The sequence below is a fragment of the Robertmurraya beringensis genome, assembly GCF_042433785.1.
Taxonomy (GTDB): Bacteria; Bacillota; Bacilli; order Bacillales; family Cytobacillaceae; genus Robertmurraya_A; species Robertmurraya_A beringensis.
This window is the reverse complement of the sequence record NZ_JBHLUU010000126.1, coordinates 74,635-93,233: the sequence shown is the minus strand read 5'-3', so window position 1 is coordinate 93,233 and position 18,599 is coordinate 74,635. Positions and strand designations below refer to the sequence as shown.

Sequence of the window (18,599 nt, the reverse complement as noted above, 5' to 3'; positions counted from 1 at the left end):
TTCCTCTCTTTATATACTTTTTATTTTTTGAGTTACTGTTGCTTTTGTTGTGGTCTTAATAGAGCTTAATGGGCGTGTGGTAAAGATAATATTTAAAAGAATGGCGGAGAGACTAACTGCAATAATTCCGTCGCCGACTAATATGCGGATTGCTTCTGGTAAAACAGCGAATAGTTCAGGTACAACAGTAGCCCCTAGTCCTAAGGAAATAGAACAGGCTACTATTAACTGATTGCTATGATCGGAAAAGTTTACGTTTGCTAATATCTTTATGCCAGATGATACGACCATTCCCAACATGATAACTGTTGCTCCTCCTAGAACTGAGGTAGGTATAATTGTGGCTAATGCTGCTATTTTAGGAATCAGCCCTAATGCCACTAAAATAAATCCTGCTGCAATTGTAATGGTGTTTTTCTTTATGCCAGATAATTGAACCAATCCTACATTTTGTGCGAATGTGCTATATGGAAAAGCGTTAAAAAGCCCTCCTAGAGTAAAAGCGATACCTTCTGTTCGATATCCGCGTATTAAATCGTTTTCGGATAATTCTTTATTAGTGATTTTACCTAAAGCGAGAAACGCACCGGTTGATTCAACGAGAATAACAGTACCTACTAAGATCATCGTTAAGATGGGGAGAACTTCGAAGGTTGGAACACCGAAGTACATGATTGTTGGGATGTGAAACCAGGAAGCTTCTTTTAGGGCGCCTATGTTCACCATTCCCATAAATGCTGCGACTATGGTTCCAATGATTATGCCTATTAAAACTGAGATAGCTCGTAAAAATCCGGTGAAGAAGCGATTCATTACTAAGATGATGGTTAGTACTAAGAATGAAAGAAGTAAATTTTCTGTAGAACCAAATTCAGGATTGGTAACTCCTCCTCCCATGTTTTTTATTCCGGTGGGAATTAGAGACAATCCGATTATAATAACAACCGTTCCGGTGACAACAGGAGGAAAAAGTTTAATTAGTTTTCCATATAAAGAAGCGAAAACTAAGATGAATAAGCCTGCTGCTATGATTGAACCGTAGATAGCTGAAATTCCATAATTCGTACCGATGGTAATCATAGGAGAAACAGCTACAAATGAGGTTCCTAAAACAACTGGTAGACCGATTCCGATATACTTGTTGTTCATGGATTGCAATACAGTTGCAATTCCGCAGGTGAGTAGGTCAATTGCGATTAGGAAGGAGAGTTGTTGGTGAGTAAATCCTAAAGCGCCTCCTACGATTAAGGGAACGAGTATAGCTCCAGCGTACATAGCAAGTACGTGCTGTAACCTTAAAGAAAACACTTTTGATATTCCGTTCATGGTTAATTCTTCCTTTCTTTTATGTATGTAATATAATATAACATGATTTGTTATGAATAGTTACATCATAATCAAAATTTTGCTAACTGTCATTGTTTAAAATGACTAAAAATTCAGTTAAACTCTATTCAATTTATATAAAAATAAAAACTCAAGCTTTTGCTTGAGTTTCTTTATGTAGAAGTTTTAGTTTTGTAACAAGGCTCTAATCCGCAAAGCAAGCCTTATTTGTAGGGTTGTTTCTGAATCCTTTAAGCTTTTTCCTAAAATTTCTTCGCATTTTTCAATACGGTAAACCACCGTATTTCTATGGATAAATAATCTTTTCGCGGTTTCAGAAATTTGGCAGTGTGTTTCTAAGTATACAGACAATGTATCTAGTAAAGTTTGTTCTTCTTCTATTTTAATATCTGTAAATTTACTTAAAGCGAAAGAATAAAAGTTTCTTAAATCTTCTTGTGGTACCATGCGTAACAATTCAGAGATGTCTTTTGCTTGAAACGTTTGGATATATCCAATTTGCTTTGAAAATTTTCCTTGTGATAGTGCGTCTAGGGCATCTTTGTGGGCGTTTTTGACATCCATAAAAGTGTGGCATAAATTGCTGATTCCGAATGAGATGGTATTTTCATAGTATTTAAATATTCTTTCCTGAAGTTGAACCAAAATAGACTCGCAGTACATACTAGGGTGCAACACATTTTCTTCTGATTCAAATAAGAGAATACAAGACTCGCCCTTTGTGAAAAAATGAATTTTTGGGGTCATTGCAGACACTTCTCCTTCTATAAAATCATAAATGACGTCTGCTTTTTCGTGACGCTCGGCATAGGAAGGTTGAAATTTATCTCCATCGATTTTACCTACTACACAGATATACTTTTGATCATTTCTTAATGAGAATTCAGCTGCTCTTCCGATAATCTCTTCCTGAGATGAAAAAGTTCCGTCAATAAAGTGAAGGAAAAAATCGTTACGAATGCTCCGACCTTGTTGTCTCAATGCACTTTCTTTCATAAGAGAAAATGAAATCACATTTGTTGCTTGTTCAATTGTTAATGAAGTTAACTGATCTGTTTTTTTTACCTCTCCGTTAATCAGCAGGTACCCTTTTTTTCTTTCGCTAATATGGATGGGGAATAAAGTATACGTCTCTCTTGTGTCAGAAATAGAAAAAGAAATCGGTGAGATTGGAGACTTTGGAAGTGTAATCTCTTCTGAAAATATAGGGTATGTGCCTTCTGGTGTTTGTTGGAAAATGGGTTTAAAATACTGATCAATCAATCGTACAGGTCGCTGGATCATCTGTGATAAATCTTGAAGTAACAGTCCAATTCCTTTGCCTTCCATAATGATTTTTGTGAACTGCTTATGTGTTTCGAGTGCAAATGTTAATTCAGATGCGCGTTGATCGAGAATGGCGCGTAAAGAATGGTTCACGATTTCACCTAAAGATAAATGTAAAGGAAGTTCAATAACAGGTAATGAAAGTTCGTTTGCTAGTTCAATTACTTCATCTGGAATTTTATTTAAAAATCGTTTGGTTTTAATTCCTAATCCGGCACATCCTTGTGTAGCCATGGCTTCAACTAAATTGGTCAGTGTTTGAGGATGATCTTTAAAATGGTAGGCGGTTGTGACAAGAAATTCATTTTTGTTTAAGTAATGGATGATATCAGGAGCATCCATCATGTTAACAGACTTTACTTCACGTTCCATTCCTGATTGTCCGGCAATCATATTCATTCCTTCTAAATCCGGTACATTTAAGAGTTGATTTACTTTCAATAGGAACATTCCTTTCGATTATTATGCAGAAAATTTAGTATTTTTTGTTTAATATTATCATGATTTAGTCAATTTGCATAAAAAACTATCGAATATTTTACATAAACGCTAATGAAGTTCACTGGGAAAATGGGTAAACTAATAATATAACGTGATGATGTTAAGAAAAATAACATGGATTTATTTATAGGGAGTGAAGGGGATGGCCATTCAAATTAATAAACAATTAATTGAAGAAGGACAAGTGGGAGCAGTGATTGAATGGCTTGCTTCTATAGGAGAAACAGAAAGTGGGGGTGTAACAAGACTTCTGTATTCACCAGCCTGGCTAGAGGCACAGGTAGCATTAAAAAAAATGATGGATCAAACGAATTTATATACGTATTTTGATAGCGTGGGAAATTTATTTGGTAGATTACCAGGTACAAATGAAAATGATAAAACGATTCTGACAGGCTCTCATATTGATACGGTAGTGGACGGTGGGAAGTACGATGGTGCATACGGTATTATTGCAAGCTTATTAGCTACGGTAAGGCTTTTTCATAGATATGGATACCCGAAAAAAACGATTGAAGTGGTTTCTTTATGTGAAGAAGAGGGAAGTCGTTTTCCATTAACCTTTTGGGGGTCTAGGAATATTAGTGGTGTTTACAACCTTTCTCGAGTGGAAAATGTAAGGGATGGAGCGGGTATTTCGTTTTTCGAAGCAATGAAGCAAGCGGGCTTTGATCCAAAGTCATATGGTTCACCGGTTCGTACAGATATAGAGAGATTTGTAGAAATTCATATTGAACAAGGAATGATACTTGAAAGAAATAAAAACCAAATCGGTATTGTTACTCATATCGTAGGCCAGCGCCGTTATACCATTCGTATCAAGGGTGAAAGTAATCATGCAGGAACAACCCCAATGCAGTTTCGAAAAGATGCTGTAAGCACTGCTTCCCATCTAATCTCTTTCTTAACTGATAAAGCAAAGAATACAGATCCTATGTTAGTTGCCACAGTTGGAAGATTAAACGTAAAGCCGAATGTACCCAATGTAGTAGCTGGCGAGGTGGAATTTTCTTTAGATATTCGGCATCATCAGGAAGAAATTATTGAAGAATATTGTCAAAATATTTTTAAAGAGTTTAAGCGTTTTTCTGATGTATCAAATATAGAAGTGGAGATCGTGCAATGGATGGACGTAAAGCCTGTGAAGATGGATGAAGAAATGTGTGAGTGGGCAGGTGAAATTGCAGAAAGAAACCGATACCGCTATCAAAAAATGATTAGTGGAGCTGGGCATGATGCTCAAGTATTTGGTGGGATTTGTCCGACTTCCTTGTTGTTTGTCCCTAGCCGTGGTGGAATTAGTCATTCACCACAGGAATTTACGAATTTAGAAGAATTAGAGACAGGTATTGAGTTATTAACAGAAGTTTTATATAAATTAGCTTATTAAAGGAGTGAAACATGGTGGTTTTTTCAGAATTGCATACACCATTGCGTACAATAATGACACCAGGACCGGTTGAAGTTGATCCTCGTGTGTTACGTGCGATGAGCACACCTATTTTAGGGCAGTTTGATCCCGCTTTTACAACTATTATGAATGAAGTTATGACAATGCTTCGTCAAGTTTTTCAAACAAAGAACACATGGGCATTTCCTATTGATGGTACCTCAAGATCGGGAAATGAGGCCATTCTTTGTAGCATCATTGAACCTGGTGATCGCGTATTAGTTCCGATATACGGGAGATTCGGACATTTGTTAGTAGAAATTTGTGAACGGTATGGCGCAGATGTGTACTCCATAGAGTGCCCATGGGGTGATGTATTTGATCCTAAGGTGGTCATTGAAGAAATTGAAAAGGTGTCACCTAAAATTGTAGCTATAGTACATGGAGAAACATCGACCGGTAGATTGCAACCGCTTGAAGAAATTGGAAGAGCTTGTCGAGAAAGAGATGTGCTTCTCGTGGTGGATGCTGTTGCATCTATCGGAGGGGTTGAGGTAAAAACCGATGAATGGTTTATTGATGGAATGATAGGTGGTACTCAAAAATGCTTATCAGTTCCATCTGGGCTGGCGCCCATTACGTATAACGAACGGATTGAAAATATATTATACGCTCGAAAAAAGGTGGAGCGAGGAATTGCAACTGAGCAGGATTTGAATTATAAGAGAAGTAATCATTTCATTGCCAGTAATTATTTTGATTTAAGTATGCTCCAGGATTATTGGGGTCCGCGAAGACTCAATCATCATACAGAGGCAACCTCAATGATCTATGCTTTGCACGAAGGTTTAAGACTTGTTTTATTAGAAGGTCTAGAGGAGCGCTTTAATCGACATCAGTACCATGAAAGGGCGTTAATAGCAGGGATTGAAGCGATGGGATTAAAGCTTTTTGGTGATTCAAGTAATAAGCTGCCTTGTGTAACTTGTATAGAAATTCCAAAGGGGATAGACGGGGAATCAGTTAGGAAAATGTTACTTGAAGCATTTAGTATTGAAATTGCTTCTTCTTTCGGTCCTTTACATGGGAAGATTTGGAGAATTGGTACGATGGGCTACAGCTGTCGAAAAGAAAATGTTCTAGCCGTACTTGGAGCATTAGAAGCCGTTTTAATTCGACATGGAGTGAATGTTCATCGAGGAGATGCGATTCAGGCGAGTCTAGATGTTTATATGAGTGAGAATCAAAGTTTGCTAAAGTTATAGTAGAGGTGAAGCTGGTATGGCTAATTATGATCTTTTAATACGTAATGGTTTGGTCGTATTTTCAGATGAAGTGATTCAAACAGATATAGCAGTAAAGAAAGGTGTCATTGTAAAACTGGAGGCTGAAATCGACGGAACTGCACTAGAGGAACGCGATGCAACCGGTTTGTATATTTTTCCTGGTGTGATTGATGTACATGTTCATTTTAGTGAACCTGGACGAGAACAGTGGGAAGGGTTTGAGACAGGCTCTAAAATGATGGCTGCAGGAGGGTGTACCACCTTTTTTGACATGCCTTTAAATGGAATACCGTCAACCATTAATGACAGAGCGTTACTTGGAAAAGCGGAAATTGGAAAAAAGAAGTCTGTTGTTGATTTTGCCTTGTGGGGTGGGTTAGTCCCTAATCATGAAAAAGATATAAAAGGACTAGCGGAAAATGGAGCTGTAGGCTTTAAAGCCTTTCTATCAGAAACGGGAAATGATGAATTTGAGCGGGCCGATGATGATACGTTATTAAATGGGATGAAAGAAATTGCTTCACTTGGTAAGATTTTGGCGTTACATGCTGAAAGTGCTCCGATTACTAACTGGCTGCAGAAGGAAAAACAGCAAAAAGGTTTAGTAAGCGCAGACGATTACCTGGAATCACGTCCAATCATTGCAGAAGCAGAGGCAGTTGATAGGGCCCTAACCTATGCAAAGCTGACTGGATGTGCCTTGCATTTTGTTCATATTAGTAGTGAAGCTGCGATCAAAAAGATTGAAGCAGCTAAACTAGAGGGGATGGATGTAACGGTAGAGACATGTCCCCACTATTTACTATTTTCACACCAGGATCTTGTGGAGAAGGGCCCAATTGCTAAATGTGCTCCACCATTAAGGGAGAAAAAAGAACAAGAAAGACTTCTTCAATTATTAATAGATGGAAAGTTTGATATGATCTCTTCTGACCATTCCCCTTGTCCTTATTCTATGAAAGACCCATCTGTGTATAATTTGTTTGAAGCATGGGGTGGCATTAGCGGTGGGCAATTTACATTATTATCAATGATTGAGTTAGCACTCAATCATAATATTCCTTTTACACGGGTCGCAGAATGGACATCAGAAGCACCTGCCAAACGATTTCACCTTCAATCAAAAGGGAGTATCCAAGTAGGAATGGATGCCGACTTTGCAATTGTATCAATGAAAGAATTTAGAGTAACAGAGGATAATTTCTTCGCCAAGCATAAACAAAGTGTGTACTTAGATCATACCTTTCCATGTCAGGTAACATCAACATACAATAGAGGGAAGTTAATTTATGATAATGGGGATATTATTGAGTCTGTCAGCTTTGGAAAGTGGCTGCATGAAAGAGATATTAGTTAGTAAAATTATTTTACAAAAAAGCAAAGGAGAATATCCTTTGCTTTTTTTGTTCAACAAATCTTAAACCTTACAATCAAATATTGTGGTAAAATAGTATACTGTTCTAGTTTTAGAAAAGTGAAATCACATATATGTTAGGTTGATTTCTTCTTATTAAAGTAGGTGAAATAGTGAGTAAAGTAATTATCGCTGAAAAGCCATCTGTTGCTAAAAATATTGCAGATGCATTAAAAATTAAAGGCAGACAAGATGGATATTACGAAGGTAATGGATATATTATTACATGGGCATTTGGACACCTTATGCAACTTTACGATGCAAAAGATTACGATGAGAAGATGGCTAGATGGAATATGGAGAACTTCCCTTTTATTCCTCCTAACTTTCGGTACAAAGTAAAAAGTGATCCAAGGAATAAAGAGAAGGAAGATTTGGGTGCAAGAAAGCAACTAAAAATAATCTACAATTTAATCAAACGAAATGACGTGGAAATGGTCATATCTGCTTGCGACTATGACCGAGAAGGTCAAATTATCGGGGATACGATCATATATAACCTAAAAACCCAAAAGCAAGTGTACAGATTGTTACTAAATGAATGGACACCTGATGAGGTGTTAAAAGGACTTCAACAAATGAAGCCTAATACGGAGATGAGACCTCTTCAAGATGCTGGAATTGGTCGTCAATGGGCTGATTGGGTGATCGGAATTAATCTGACTTCCGTTGCGACATTAAAGTACCAAAAGGGGAAGGGAAAGGCACTTAATATAGGTAGAGTTCTTTTGCCAACCTTAAAAATTATTTATGATCGGGATCGAGAAATAGAAAACTTTAAACCGGAAGAATACTTCAAATTGGCTGCTACTTTCAAAACACAAGATGGTGAGGCGTATGAAGGTACTTATGTTGAAAACGAGGAAGACAAGTTTTCTAATAAGGAGCACTTAGAAAAAATTCAAGAAGCTATGAAGGATCCCTCAGCAATCATTGCAGATAAACAAGTGGAACGGAAGAAAGAGTATCCTCCCTATTTATTCAATCTGTCAAATTTACAGGGATTTATTACTAGTAAATTTAAAGGCTGGACTTCAGATAAGGTTTTAAAAGTAGCTCAATCACTGTATGAGAAGAAGTATATTACGTATCCAAGAACGGCTAGCGTTGTGTTAGAGGAAAGTCTTGTTGGAAAAACAGCAAAGGTTTTAGAAAATATAACTCGAGGACTTCCATATGAAAATGAAGTGAAATTTTCGAAGCTAAAGAGAGTCTTCGATAATTCAAAGGTTGAAAGCCACAGTGCAATTATTCCAACCTATTTACTACCCAAATCGTTAACTAAAGATGAAGAAATTGTGTACCATGCAATAAAAAATCGATTGATCATGCAGTTTATGCCGATTGCTGAACATGAAGAAACCAAGATTATGACAAAAATGAGTAACCTCGACACCAAAGGTGTATTTGTATCAAAGGGACGGGTACAGCTTGTTGAAGGGTGGAGAAAGGTGGAAAAAATTGAATCAAAAGATAATGTTTTGCCACTTGTAAAAGTTCATGATCTGGTAGAGATGGTTGATCACAAGCTTACTTCACATGCTACGAAACCACCAAAGCATCATACGGAAAAGACATTGCTTAGAGTAATGGAGACTTGTGGAAAAGGTCAGGGCGATGAAGAAAGTGAAGAAATGATGGCTGCAATCTTAAGTGGTTATAGCATTGGTACTCCAGCTACAAGGGCAGAAACCATTAAAAAGTTAAAAGATATTGGATATATTGAAACTAAAAATAAGAGTTTGATTTGTACCGAACTTGGTAAAAATCTAGTTGAGACTTTTCCTGTGAAAGAATTGTTTGACCTAGAATTTACAGGCCGTTTAGAAAAAACTTTATCAGATATAGAAAAACAAAAGTTTACGAAAGAAAGCTTTCTGAATTTAATATTTGATTTTACCGCAAGTGCTGTAAACACCATAAAACATGAAAAAGATATTATTATTAATGAAGTAACTTATGAAAAGAAATCAATTGACGCATTAGGAAAATGCCCTGCCTGTAGTCAGGGGAGTATTATTGAGGGGCAAAAAGGTTATGGCTGTAACAACTGGAAAAATGGCTGTAAATTTGTAATTTGGAAAAATGATAAATTTTTGGCTGCCTTAAAGAAAAAGCCTTCAAAAACAATGGTGAAAATGCTTTTGAAGAATGGGACAGCCACTGTAAAAGGTTTAACGAGTAAAAAAGGAAATAAATTTGATGCAAATCTACGATATGAAAAAAATCCTGACAATGAGTATTATAGCTGGAAGATGGAATTTTTGAATTAAGAGTGGTTGATTGGAAGCGAATTCCCTTGTCTCCAATTTTTAACTATAGTAAACTTTTATTATTGATGATGCACGCAGGAGGGTCAACGGATGCCAACACCGAGTATGGAAGATTATATTGAACAGATATACAATCTAATTGAAGAAAAAGGCTATGCAAGAGTTTCGGACATTGCGGAAGGTTTATCTGTTCATCCCTCTTCGGTTACGAAAATGGTTCAAAAGCTAGATCGAGATGAGTATTTAGTGTACGAAAAATATAGAGGGCTTGTACTAACTCCAAAGGGAAAAAAAATTGGTAAAAGGCTCGTTTATCGTCATGAGCTACTGGAACAGCTTCTTCGAACGATTGGTGTAAAAGAAGAAAATATATATGATGACGTGGAAGGAATTGAGCATCATTTAAGCTGGGATGCAATTGATCGGATAGGTGACCTCGTCCAATTTTTCGAAGAGGACGAAAATCGAATAGAAGCGTTAAGAGAAATTCAAAAGAAAAATGAAGAGAATTAAAAAGAGAGCGATATCGCTCTCTTTTTTTATTCCCATACATACGGAGTTTGTTGATACACAAAGTAGTTAAGCCAGTTTGAAAATAATAAATGTGCGTGGGAACGCCAACGATTTGCTGGATTTTGATTGGGATCATTGTTAGGAAAATAATTTTCCGGAACATGGATATCCAAGCCCTTTTTTTGATCTCTTGAGTACTCTTCAGATAGGGTTGTCGATTCATATTCTAAATGTCCCGTAATCATGATTTGTTTGCCCTCATCGGCACTAATGATAAATGGGCCTGCTACCTCTGAACTTGATAACAATCTTAGAGAAGGGTGGTTCATGATTTCCTCGACTGCCACATCTGTGTATCTGGAGTGAGGGGCGAGATACTCATCATCAAATCCTCTTAATAATAGATCGACAGGATCATGTACGCGGTGAGTAAAGATGCCGGAACATTTTCTTGATAGTTCATACTTTCCAATACCAAAATGGTGATACAATGCCGCTTGTGCTCCCCAACAAATATGTAAAGTTGAAGTGACATTCGTTTTTGACCAGTCCATGATCATTTTTAACTCTTCCCAATAATCAACTTCTTCAAAGGATAATAGTTCTACTGGTGCTCCTGTGATAATAAGTCCATCATACTTGCGGTGCTTTATTTCAGAGAATGACGTGTAGAACTGGTCAAGATGCAATTGGCTTGTATTTTTTGCTTGATGAGTAATGGTTTGTAAGAATGAAATATTAACTTGTAGAGGGGTATTCCCTAACAGTCTAAGTAACTGAGCCTCTGTTTTTTGCTTTTCTGGCATTAGATTCAGGATGAGAATATTTAACGGACGAATGTCCTGGTGGTTCGCTCTCTCGTCGTCCATAATAAAGATATTTTCAGATTCCAGTATTTCTCGAGCTGGCAAGAGCTTCGGAATTTTGATTGGCAATGAATTTCAACCCCTTTATTCAATATTCAGGCTATTTATATTATATACTGGATTTTTTTAGGATCAAGAATAATGATCAAATAACTTAAAAAAAGAATGGATACAGGAACATTCGCAAATGGTACAATATACATTGAAAAATACGGGCATGGAGGTAACATCATTGAACATCAAGGTTAGCGTAAAAAGTGATATTGAAATTGCACAATCTGCAGAAATGAAACCGATCATTCAAATTGCTGAAAAAATTGGATTAACAGATGATGACCTCGAGTTATATGGAAAGTATAAAGCTAAAATTTCATCTGACACTTTAAGTAAAATCCAAGGAAATCCAAATGGCAAAATCATTCTTGTAACAGCAATTAACCCGACTCCAGCAGGAGAAGGGAAGTCTACTGTAACAGTTGGATTAGGCGATGCTTTTTCTCAACTTGGAAAAAAGGTAATGATTGCAATGAGAGAACCATCTTTAGGGCCAACGATGGGAGTTAAAGGTGGAGCTGCAGGTGGTGGATATTCTCAAGTACTACCGATGGACGAAATCAACTTACATTTTACAGGCGACCTACACGCGATTACGACAGCAAATAATGCATTGGCCGCATTAATTGATAATCATATCCAACAAGGAAACGAACTTCAGATCGACCAACGTAGAATTGTTTGGAAGAGAGCACTTGATTTAAATGATCGTGCTTTAAGAAATGTAATTATTGGGTTAGGCGGTCCGATGCAGGGTGTTCCTCGTGAGGATGGGTTTGATATTACCGTTGCATCCGAAATTATGGCTGTACTATGCTTAGCGAAAGATTTAAAGGATTTAAAGAGAAGGCTGTCTGAGATGGTAGTAGCTTACAATATGGAGAAACAGCCGGTAACTGTTTCACAACTTGGTGTAGAGGGTGCTCTAGCGCTCATTTTAAAAGATGCGGTCAAACCAAATCTTGTACAAACGATTGAGCATACTCCAGCGCTAGTTCATGGTGGACCGTTCGCTAATATTGCACATGGCTGTAACTCTGTTATTGCTACAACAGCCGCATCTAAGCTTGCTGATTTCGTAATTACAGAAGCTGGGTTTGGTGCAGACTTAGGAGCAGAAAAGTTTTTACATATTAAGGCTAGAAACGGGGATGTATTACCGGAGGCGGTTGTTGTCGTTGCAACGATTAGAGCTCTGAAGATGCATGGCGGTGTTGGAAAGCAGGATCTTAATAACGAAAATGTTGAAGCGCTAATTGCTGGCTTCGATAACTTGAAAAAACATGTACAAACGATCAGAAGCTTCGGATTACCTGTCGTTGTAGCCATAAATAAGTTTATATCAGATACCAATCTTGAAGTGGACACCTTATTGGAATTGTGTGAAAAGGAAGGTGTACAAGTTGCCTTAACCGAAGTATGGGAAAAGGGTGGAAAGGGTGGTATTGCCCTAGCAGAAAAACTGTTAAAAGCCATTGAAAGTCATACTGAGGAATATGCACCTTTATACAATGTAAGTGATTCAATTGAAGAAAAGATCCGTTCTATTGTTCAAAAGGTTTATGGAGGGAAGGATGTTGAGTTCTCAACAAAGGCCAAAAAACAAATGAAGGACTTTGAGCAATATGGATGGGACGGCCTTCCGATTTGTATGGCTAAAACACAATATTCCCTTTCAGATGACCCAAGTAAACTTGGTAGACCAACCGATTTTACGGTTTCGGTAAGAGAATTAAAGCCTTCGATCGGTGCTGGGTTCCTCGTTGCTTTAACTGGCGACGTGATGACAATGCCAGGTTTACCAAAGCAACCTGCCGCGCTTAAAATGGATGTTGATGAAAAAGGCAATGCAGTAGGCTTATTCTAATTGATGATTATGGATGAGGTATGCTTGTATGTTTGATCCTACAGCTTTTGATAATATAAAAGTAGTCTTTGAGGGTGCCGTTTATGACCTAGATTTAGCGGGTCAACTATGCGTCATTGATCGGAACGACATATTAAACGTAGCAAAACTTTCGCGACAGTTAGAAATGACCGTAAAGAAGAATAGGGATAGTAAGATTAGCTGTACCGTCGTTTTATGTGCAGATATTTCGAATTTAGCTGCAGAGTTACACCCAAAGTTTCAATCACCAAAGGATGCTGGCTGCCATTTTAAAATGGTTTTCTCTAGCCTAGAGCAACGTTCTTTTGATATAAGAATTTTGGAGGTCCTCCAATCCATTTGGGGGAAGGATAGAGAGTATCATTGTAAGATCATCTCTGACCCTCTCCAAAGTCAGTCTGGTAATAAAATAGAGATAGAAGTGAATTTTAAAAGGCTCATTTATGAAGAGCAAATGGAAGACTTAACGGAGCTTGCCGATTTTATATTACAATCCTTAGATAAACTTGAACTAGATGTAAAACATTAGGAGGAGTTAAGGGATGACGGTGTATCAGTTTGAAGCAAAGAAAATTAATGGTGAAATTATATCTCTTTCGGAATATAAGGGCGAGGTTCTGTTAATTGTAAACACAGCTAGTAATTGTGGATTTACTCCTCAATATAAAGAGCTTCAAGAGCTCTATGAACAATATAAAGAAAAAGGATTCACTGTATTAGGCTTTCCGTGTAATCAATTTATGAATCAAGAACCAGGTACCGAGTCTGATATCCAGTCATTTTGCGAAATGAATTTTGGAGTAACTTTTCCATTGTTTTCAAAGGTGGATGTAAATGGAAAAAATGCTCACCCACTTTTTCAGTATCTAACAGAAGAGGCACCTGGAGTACTAGGGATGAAAGCTGTTAAATGGAATTTCACTAAGTTTTTAGTGAATCGTTCCGGTGAAGTAGTGGAAAGGTATGCACCCAATACAAACCCAAAAGAAATATCACAAGATATTGAAAAGTTGATTTAAGCCGAAACCCTTGCTGATAGCAAGGGTTCTTAATTAGCTGTAATTTTCTGAATTATCTTTACATAGTTAATAATTATTAATACTATAAAATAAAAGGGGGGAATTAGAATGAAAAAAATTGCCTGGGTTACAGACAGTACCGCTTGCTTAGATGAAGTACTAACCAATCATCCAGACGTTTTCACTGTCCCAATGACAATCGTATTAGACGAAAAGGAATATAAGGATGGAATAGACTTAACAGCAGAAGAGCTTTATGCAAAATTAAAGCATCTTCAAGTTCCGCCAAAAACGTCTCAACCATCTGTAGGTGAGTTTGTATCATTGTTTGAGAAGTTAGAAGGACAATATGATCACGTATTCTCCGTTCTCGTTTCAGCTAAGTTAAGCGGTACGGTCTCTTCGAGTGTTCAGGCTGCCAGCATGGTGAATGTATCGGTCACTACAATCGATTCAAAGATCCTCTCTTATCCCCTTTCTCGGATGATTAAGAAAGGAATGGAATGGGTTGAGGCTGGTGAGTCCATTGAGGAAGTGGAACAAAAGTTAAGTGATCTCGCAAACACGAACCAGACATTAGTTTTAATCGGGAGTTTGGAACAATTACACAGAAGTGGGCGGATGAACGGATTATCCTTTTTCCTAGGCAGCATGTTAAATATTAAGCCGATCATTTCCATTGAGGACGGCGTATTACAGGCAAAAGAGAAAATTAGAAGTGAAAGTAAAGGAATGGAGAAAATCATAACTTATCTTCGAAATGCAATTGAAGAGTATGATATAAAAGAAGCCTATATTTTATACGGTCTTCATGATACGGAAGCGAGAAAATGGCATAATGAATTGTGTAAACGGTTCCCTGATGTTTCATTCGATATTTACCCTTTAGGCGCAACGATCGGAGTGCACGCAGGAGAAAACACAATCGGAATCAGCTGGTTTAATAGCCTGTAGAGGGAGTGCGCTAATGGTGCACTTCCTTTTCTTTTTCGAAAAAAAGCAGTTCATGGTAGAATATGAGTGGAAAGAATGAGGTGGTATAATGGAGCAAGTTATAGCCAAGACAGAAGAGTTTGTCAAACGTGAAATGTCGGCAGATTCAACTGGTCATGATTGGTTTCATATTGATAGAGTACGGAATATTGCATTGAAAATTCATGAAAAGGAAAAGATAGGAGATCCTTTCCTTATTGAGTTAGCTGCTCTACTACATGATATTTCTGACGAAAAATTACATAGCTCGAAGGAAGAAGGAGAAAAGAAGCTTACTTCCTTTCTAAGTCTGTTACCATTAGATGAATTGAAGAAAAATCAGATTAAAGAAATCATTGAAACCATATCATTTAAAGGTGGAAATAATCGAAACATCACAACAGCTGAAGCAGCCATCGTCCAAGATGCCGACCGCTTAGATGCGATAGGAGCGATTGGGATAGCAAGGGCATTTGCGTATGGAGGGAAAAAAGGTCAACCGATCTATGACCCTAACATAAATGTCCGAACAAGCATGACAAACGAAGAGTATCGAAAAGGCCATTCGTCCTCTATTAATCATTTTTATGAAAAGCTACTAAAGCTAAAAGAGAAAATGAATACAAAAACGGGTAGAGAAATAGCTGAAAGACGGCATCTGTATATGGAAGAGTTCTTACATGAATTTTACAATGATTGGAATGGAAAACATCAATGATTAGTATCGATAACGTGACAAAAACATATGGAGAAAAGGAATTATTTAATGAAATCTCATTCACAATAAGCGCGAAAGAAAGAGTTGGACTTATTGGAGTAAATGGGACCGGAAAGTCCTCATTATTAAAAATTGTAGCAGGTGTTGATTTTCCAGATTCAGGAGAAGTAACGGCTCCGAAAGATTATCGAATTGCGTATTCTGAGCAAAATCCGGACCTTAATCCAGAATTAACAATCCTTGATCAGGTTTTTGCCGGTGAGGCACCTGTTTTAAAGCTTCTAAAAGAGTACGAAGAAACTCTTTTAGAGCTTAATAGAGTCCCGGATGATACTAAAATTCAGGAAAAGCTTTTTGATTTACAAAAGAAAATGGATGCTTTAGATGGATGGGATGCAAGTACGAACGCAAAAACAATTTTAAATAAGCTTGGAATTGAAGAGTATGAAAAAAAGATTGGAGAATTATCTGGTGGCCAGAAAAAGCGAGTAGTTCTTGCTCAAGTGTTAATTCAATCCCCAGATTTATTGATTCTAGATGAGCCTACCAATCATTTAGATTTCGAGTCAGTGAAATGGCTTGAAGATTATTTAAGTCGTTATACAGGTGCCTTATTGCTTGTGACGCATGATCGATATTTCTTAGACCGTGTCACAAACCGAGTGTTTGAACTAGAAGGTGGAAAACTCTACAGCTACAAAGGAAACTATGCGGATTTTTTGGAAGCTAAGGCCATTCGTGAAGAAAATGAAGCAGCTACTCTTGAAAAGCAAAAAAATCTATTCAGACGAGAGCTTGAGTGGATTAGACGAGGGGCAAAGGCACGAACAACAAAGCAGAAAGCAAGAATTCAACGTTTTGAAAAGCTTGATGAGAATTTAAGCTCCGTAAAAACTACGGAAAAGCTAGATTTATCTTTATCCGGCAGCCGCTTAGGTAAGCAAGTATTCGAATTAAAAGACGCAACAAAAACATATGATTCGAAAGTGATCCTTAAGTCTTACGATCTACTAGTGAAACCTCATGACAGAATCGGAATTATAGGGAAAAATGGTACTGGTAAATCAACCTTATTAAATATTCTAGCTGGAAACATTCCTCTGGATTCAGGTGAACGAATCATCGGCCAAACAGTGAAGGTTGCTTTTTATACTCAAGAAAATGAAGACATGGACCTTTCAAAACGGATGATTGAATACATCAAAGAAACGGCGCAGGCGATTCATACGTCTGATGGTAAAACCATTTCAGCAACTCAAATGCTAGAAAGATTTCTTTTTCCATCATACACTCACGGCACCCCGATCAGAAAGTTATCAGGTGGAGAAAGACGTCGATTATATTTACTAAAGCTATTAATGACTGAACCGAATGTTTTGTTATTAGACGAACCAACGAATGATCTAGATACTCAAACTCTGACTGTCTTAGAGGACTATTTAGAAGAGTTTCCTGGAGTGGTCATTACTGTTTCCCACGACCGCTATTTCTTAGATAAAGTGGCGGAACAATTGCTCGTGCTTGAAGGGAATGGAGTGATTGAATCTTATTATGGAAATTACAGTGAATTCCTTGAAAAACAAGTAGAAAAGCCGGTTGTTCGAGTAAGTGCATCAGCAGAGAAACCTGTGGAAGAGGAAAAACCGAAGAAGAAAAGAATGAGCTATAAGGAAAAGCTTGAATGGGAATCCATCGATTCTGACATTGAACATGCGGAAAAAAGACTTGAAGAAATAGCTGTAGAGATGGGGAAAACAGGCAGTGATTTTGAAAAGGCTCAAGCTTTAATGGAAGAGGAAAATTCTTTAAACGAAAAACTTGAGTACTTGATTGAGCGTTGGAGCTATTTATCAGAAATTGCAGAGAATTAATTAAATCTAAGAACAAGGGAAGGATGAAGAGAATTGAAGATACGATCCATTGAACCCACTCCTAGTCCGAATACGATGAAGGTTATTTTAAATGAAGAGCTTCCAATGGGAAAAAGTAATAACTATAAAAAAGATACAAGTGCTGGTGCTCCAAAGGTCATTCAGGATATTTTGACCATAGAAGGTGTGAAAGGGGTATATCACGTAGCTGATTTTCTAGCAGTGGAAAGAAATGCGAAATACGATTGGAAAGAAATCTTACCGAAAGTAAGGCTTGCATTTGGCGAAGAAGCGGAATTAGTGGAGCCAGAAGAAACAATTAATGAGCATTACGGAGAAATACAGGTGCTTGTTCAGATGTATAAAGGAATTCCGATGCAAATAAAGCTAACGGATGGAACAGAAGAAAGACGATATGGATTACCAGAACAGTATAAAGAGGCTGTTTCAAAGGCGCAGGATCCAGAAGATAACGTTGTAATGGTTCGAAGGTGGAAAGAGTTTGGTGTAAGGTATGGAGATTTCGATCAAATCGGCCAGGATATATTAGAAGAATTAATGGCTGCTTATACAACAGACCGACTAGATGAACTCATTCAAGATGCAACGAATAAGGAGACCACGAAGATTGTTAGGCGCCAGAAACAAAAGCTTGATGTCCACTCATTAAATGATCCCGATTGGCGAAAAAGATATCAGCTTCTTGAACAAATGGACGATCCAGAAGTTGAAGATCTTCCAGTGTTAGAAAAAGCGTTAAACGACGAAAAGGCATCTATTCGGAGATTAGCTACTGTCTATTTAGGGATGATTGAAGACAAAAAAGTATTACCTCTCCTATATAAAGCATTAAAGGATAAAACAGTAACCGTCAGACGTACGGCTGGAGACTGCTTATCTGACTTAGGGTTTGAAGAGGCAATAGAAGAAATGATGAAGGCATTAAGTGATGAAAGTAAATTAGTGCGCTGGAGAGCGGCAATGTTTTTATATGAATTGGGTGATGACCGTGCACTTCCTGCCCTGAAGGCAGCAGAAGAAGATCCTGAATTTGAAGTGAGTTTACAAATTAAACTTGCTATCGAAAGAATTGAATTAGGTGAGGATGCAAAAGGATCAGTTTGGAAACAAATGACAGAAGCAAGAAAACAAAACTAATAA

At 37.5% G+C, this 18,599-nt stretch carries 15 protein-coding genes; 12 read left to right on the top strand and 3 right to left on the bottom strand.

Features of this window, described 5'->3' with window-relative positions; translation table 11 throughout:
* Positions 1-9: 9 nt before the first annotated feature.
* Together ACFFHF_RS22690 and ACFFHF_RS22685 are read right to left on the bottom strand one after the other, a co-directional pair.
* Complete coding sequence (locus ACFFHF_RS22690) at positions 10-1,326, bottom strand: nucleobase:cation symporter-2 family protein (protein WP_377059129.1); 1,317 nt, start codon at positions 1,324-1,326, stop codon at positions 10-12.
* A 186-nt stretch (positions 1,327-1,512) separates the two neighbouring features.
* Positions 1,513-3,114 (bottom strand): PucR family transcriptional regulator, encoded by a 1,602-nt coding sequence (locus ACFFHF_RS22685; RefSeq protein WP_160548812.1) that lies wholly within the window; start codon positions 3,112-3,114, stop codon positions 1,513-1,515.
* 202 nt (positions 3,115-3,316) lie between these two features.
* On the opposite strand from ACFFHF_RS22685, the gene allC reads away from it, so the two are divergent.
* The 5 genes from allC (at position 3,317) to mntR (ending at position 10,050) form a co-directional block, all read left to right on the top strand.
* On the top strand, positions 3,317-4,564 hold the full coding sequence (gene allC, locus ACFFHF_RS22680) for an allantoate deiminase (RefSeq protein WP_160548811.1): 1,248 nt from the start codon (positions 3,317-3,319) through the stop codon (positions 4,562-4,564).
* 11 nt (positions 4,565-4,575) lie between these two features.
* Positions 4,576-5,829 carry a (S)-ureidoglycine--glyoxylate transaminase gene (locus ACFFHF_RS22675; protein WP_160548810.1) on the top strand — a complete coding sequence of 418 codons (1,254 nt, stop codon included), beginning with the start codon at positions 4,576-4,578 and terminating at the stop codon, positions 5,827-5,829.
* Positions 5,830-5,845: 16 nt separating this feature from the next.
* The gene (locus tag ACFFHF_RS22670; RefSeq protein ID WP_160548809.1) at positions 5,846-7,207 is read left to right on the top strand and encodes an allantoinase; all 1,362 of its coding nucleotides are present in this window, start codon (positions 5,846-5,848) and stop codon (positions 7,205-7,207) included.
* Between the two features lie 170 nt (positions 7,208-7,377).
* A complete protein-coding gene (locus tag ACFFHF_RS22665) occupies positions 7,378-9,537 on the top strand; it encodes a type IA DNA topoisomerase (RefSeq protein WP_340904387.1) in 2,160 nt (719 codons plus the stop codon).
* Between the two features lie 90 nt (positions 9,538-9,627).
* Positions 9,628-10,050: a transcriptional regulator MntR gene (gene mntR, locus ACFFHF_RS22660; RefSeq protein WP_160548808.1), complete on the top strand. Its 423-nt coding sequence runs from the start codon at positions 9,628-9,630 to the stop codon at positions 10,048-10,050.
* A 26-nt stretch (positions 10,051-10,076) separates the two neighbouring features.
* Here mntR and metA read toward each other — a convergent pair whose 3' ends face one another.
* Positions 10,077-10,985, bottom strand: a complete 909-nt coding sequence (metA, locus tag ACFFHF_RS22655; protein ID WP_160548807.1) for a homoserine O-acetyltransferase MetA — start codon at positions 10,983-10,985, stop codon at positions 10,077-10,079.
* 163 nt (positions 10,986-11,148) lie between these two features.
* Between metA and ACFFHF_RS22650 the strand changes: the two genes are divergently transcribed.
* The 7 genes from ACFFHF_RS22650 to ACFFHF_RS22620 all read left to right on the top strand — a co-directional run bounded on the left by ACFFHF_RS22650 (position 11,149) and on the right by ACFFHF_RS22620 (position 18,596).
* The gene (locus tag ACFFHF_RS22650; RefSeq protein ID WP_160548806.1) at positions 11,149-12,837 is read left to right on the top strand and encodes a formate--tetrahydrofolate ligase; all 1,689 of its coding nucleotides are present in this window, start codon (positions 11,149-11,151) and stop codon (positions 12,835-12,837) included.
* 28 nt (positions 12,838-12,865) lie between these two features.
* Positions 12,866-13,387 carry a hypothetical protein gene (locus ACFFHF_RS22645; RefSeq protein WP_160548805.1) on the top strand — a complete coding sequence of 174 codons (522 nt, stop codon included), beginning with the start codon at positions 12,866-12,868 and terminating at the stop codon, positions 13,385-13,387.
* Between the two features lie 13 nt (positions 13,388-13,400).
* Entirely contained in the window at positions 13,401-13,877 is a 477-nt protein-coding gene (locus ACFFHF_RS22640; protein ID WP_160548804.1) for a glutathione peroxidase, read from the top strand.
* 108 nt (positions 13,878-13,985) lie between these two features.
* Positions 13,986-14,831, top strand: coding sequence for a fatty acid kinase binding subunit FakB (locus ACFFHF_RS22635; RefSeq protein ID WP_160548803.1), 846 nt, complete (start codon positions 13,986-13,988; stop codon positions 14,829-14,831).
* Between the two features lie 88 nt (positions 14,832-14,919).
* Positions 14,920-15,567 (top strand): HD domain-containing protein, encoded by a 648-nt coding sequence (locus ACFFHF_RS22630; protein ID WP_160548802.1) that lies wholly within the window; start codon positions 14,920-14,922, stop codon positions 15,565-15,567.
* Positions 15,564-17,438: an ABC-F family ATP-binding cassette domain-containing protein gene (locus ACFFHF_RS22625; protein WP_160548801.1), complete on the top strand. Its 1,875-nt coding sequence runs from the start codon at positions 15,564-15,566 to the stop codon at positions 17,436-17,438. The genes ACFFHF_RS22630 and ACFFHF_RS22625 overlap by 4 nt, the downstream gene beginning before the upstream one ends.
* 33 nt (positions 17,439-17,471) lie before the next feature.
* Positions 17,472-18,596, top strand: coding sequence for a conserved virulence factor C family protein (locus ACFFHF_RS22620; RefSeq protein ID WP_160548800.1), 1,125 nt, complete (start codon positions 17,472-17,474; stop codon positions 18,594-18,596).
* The last annotated feature ends 3 nt before the right edge of the window (positions 18,597-18,599 follow it).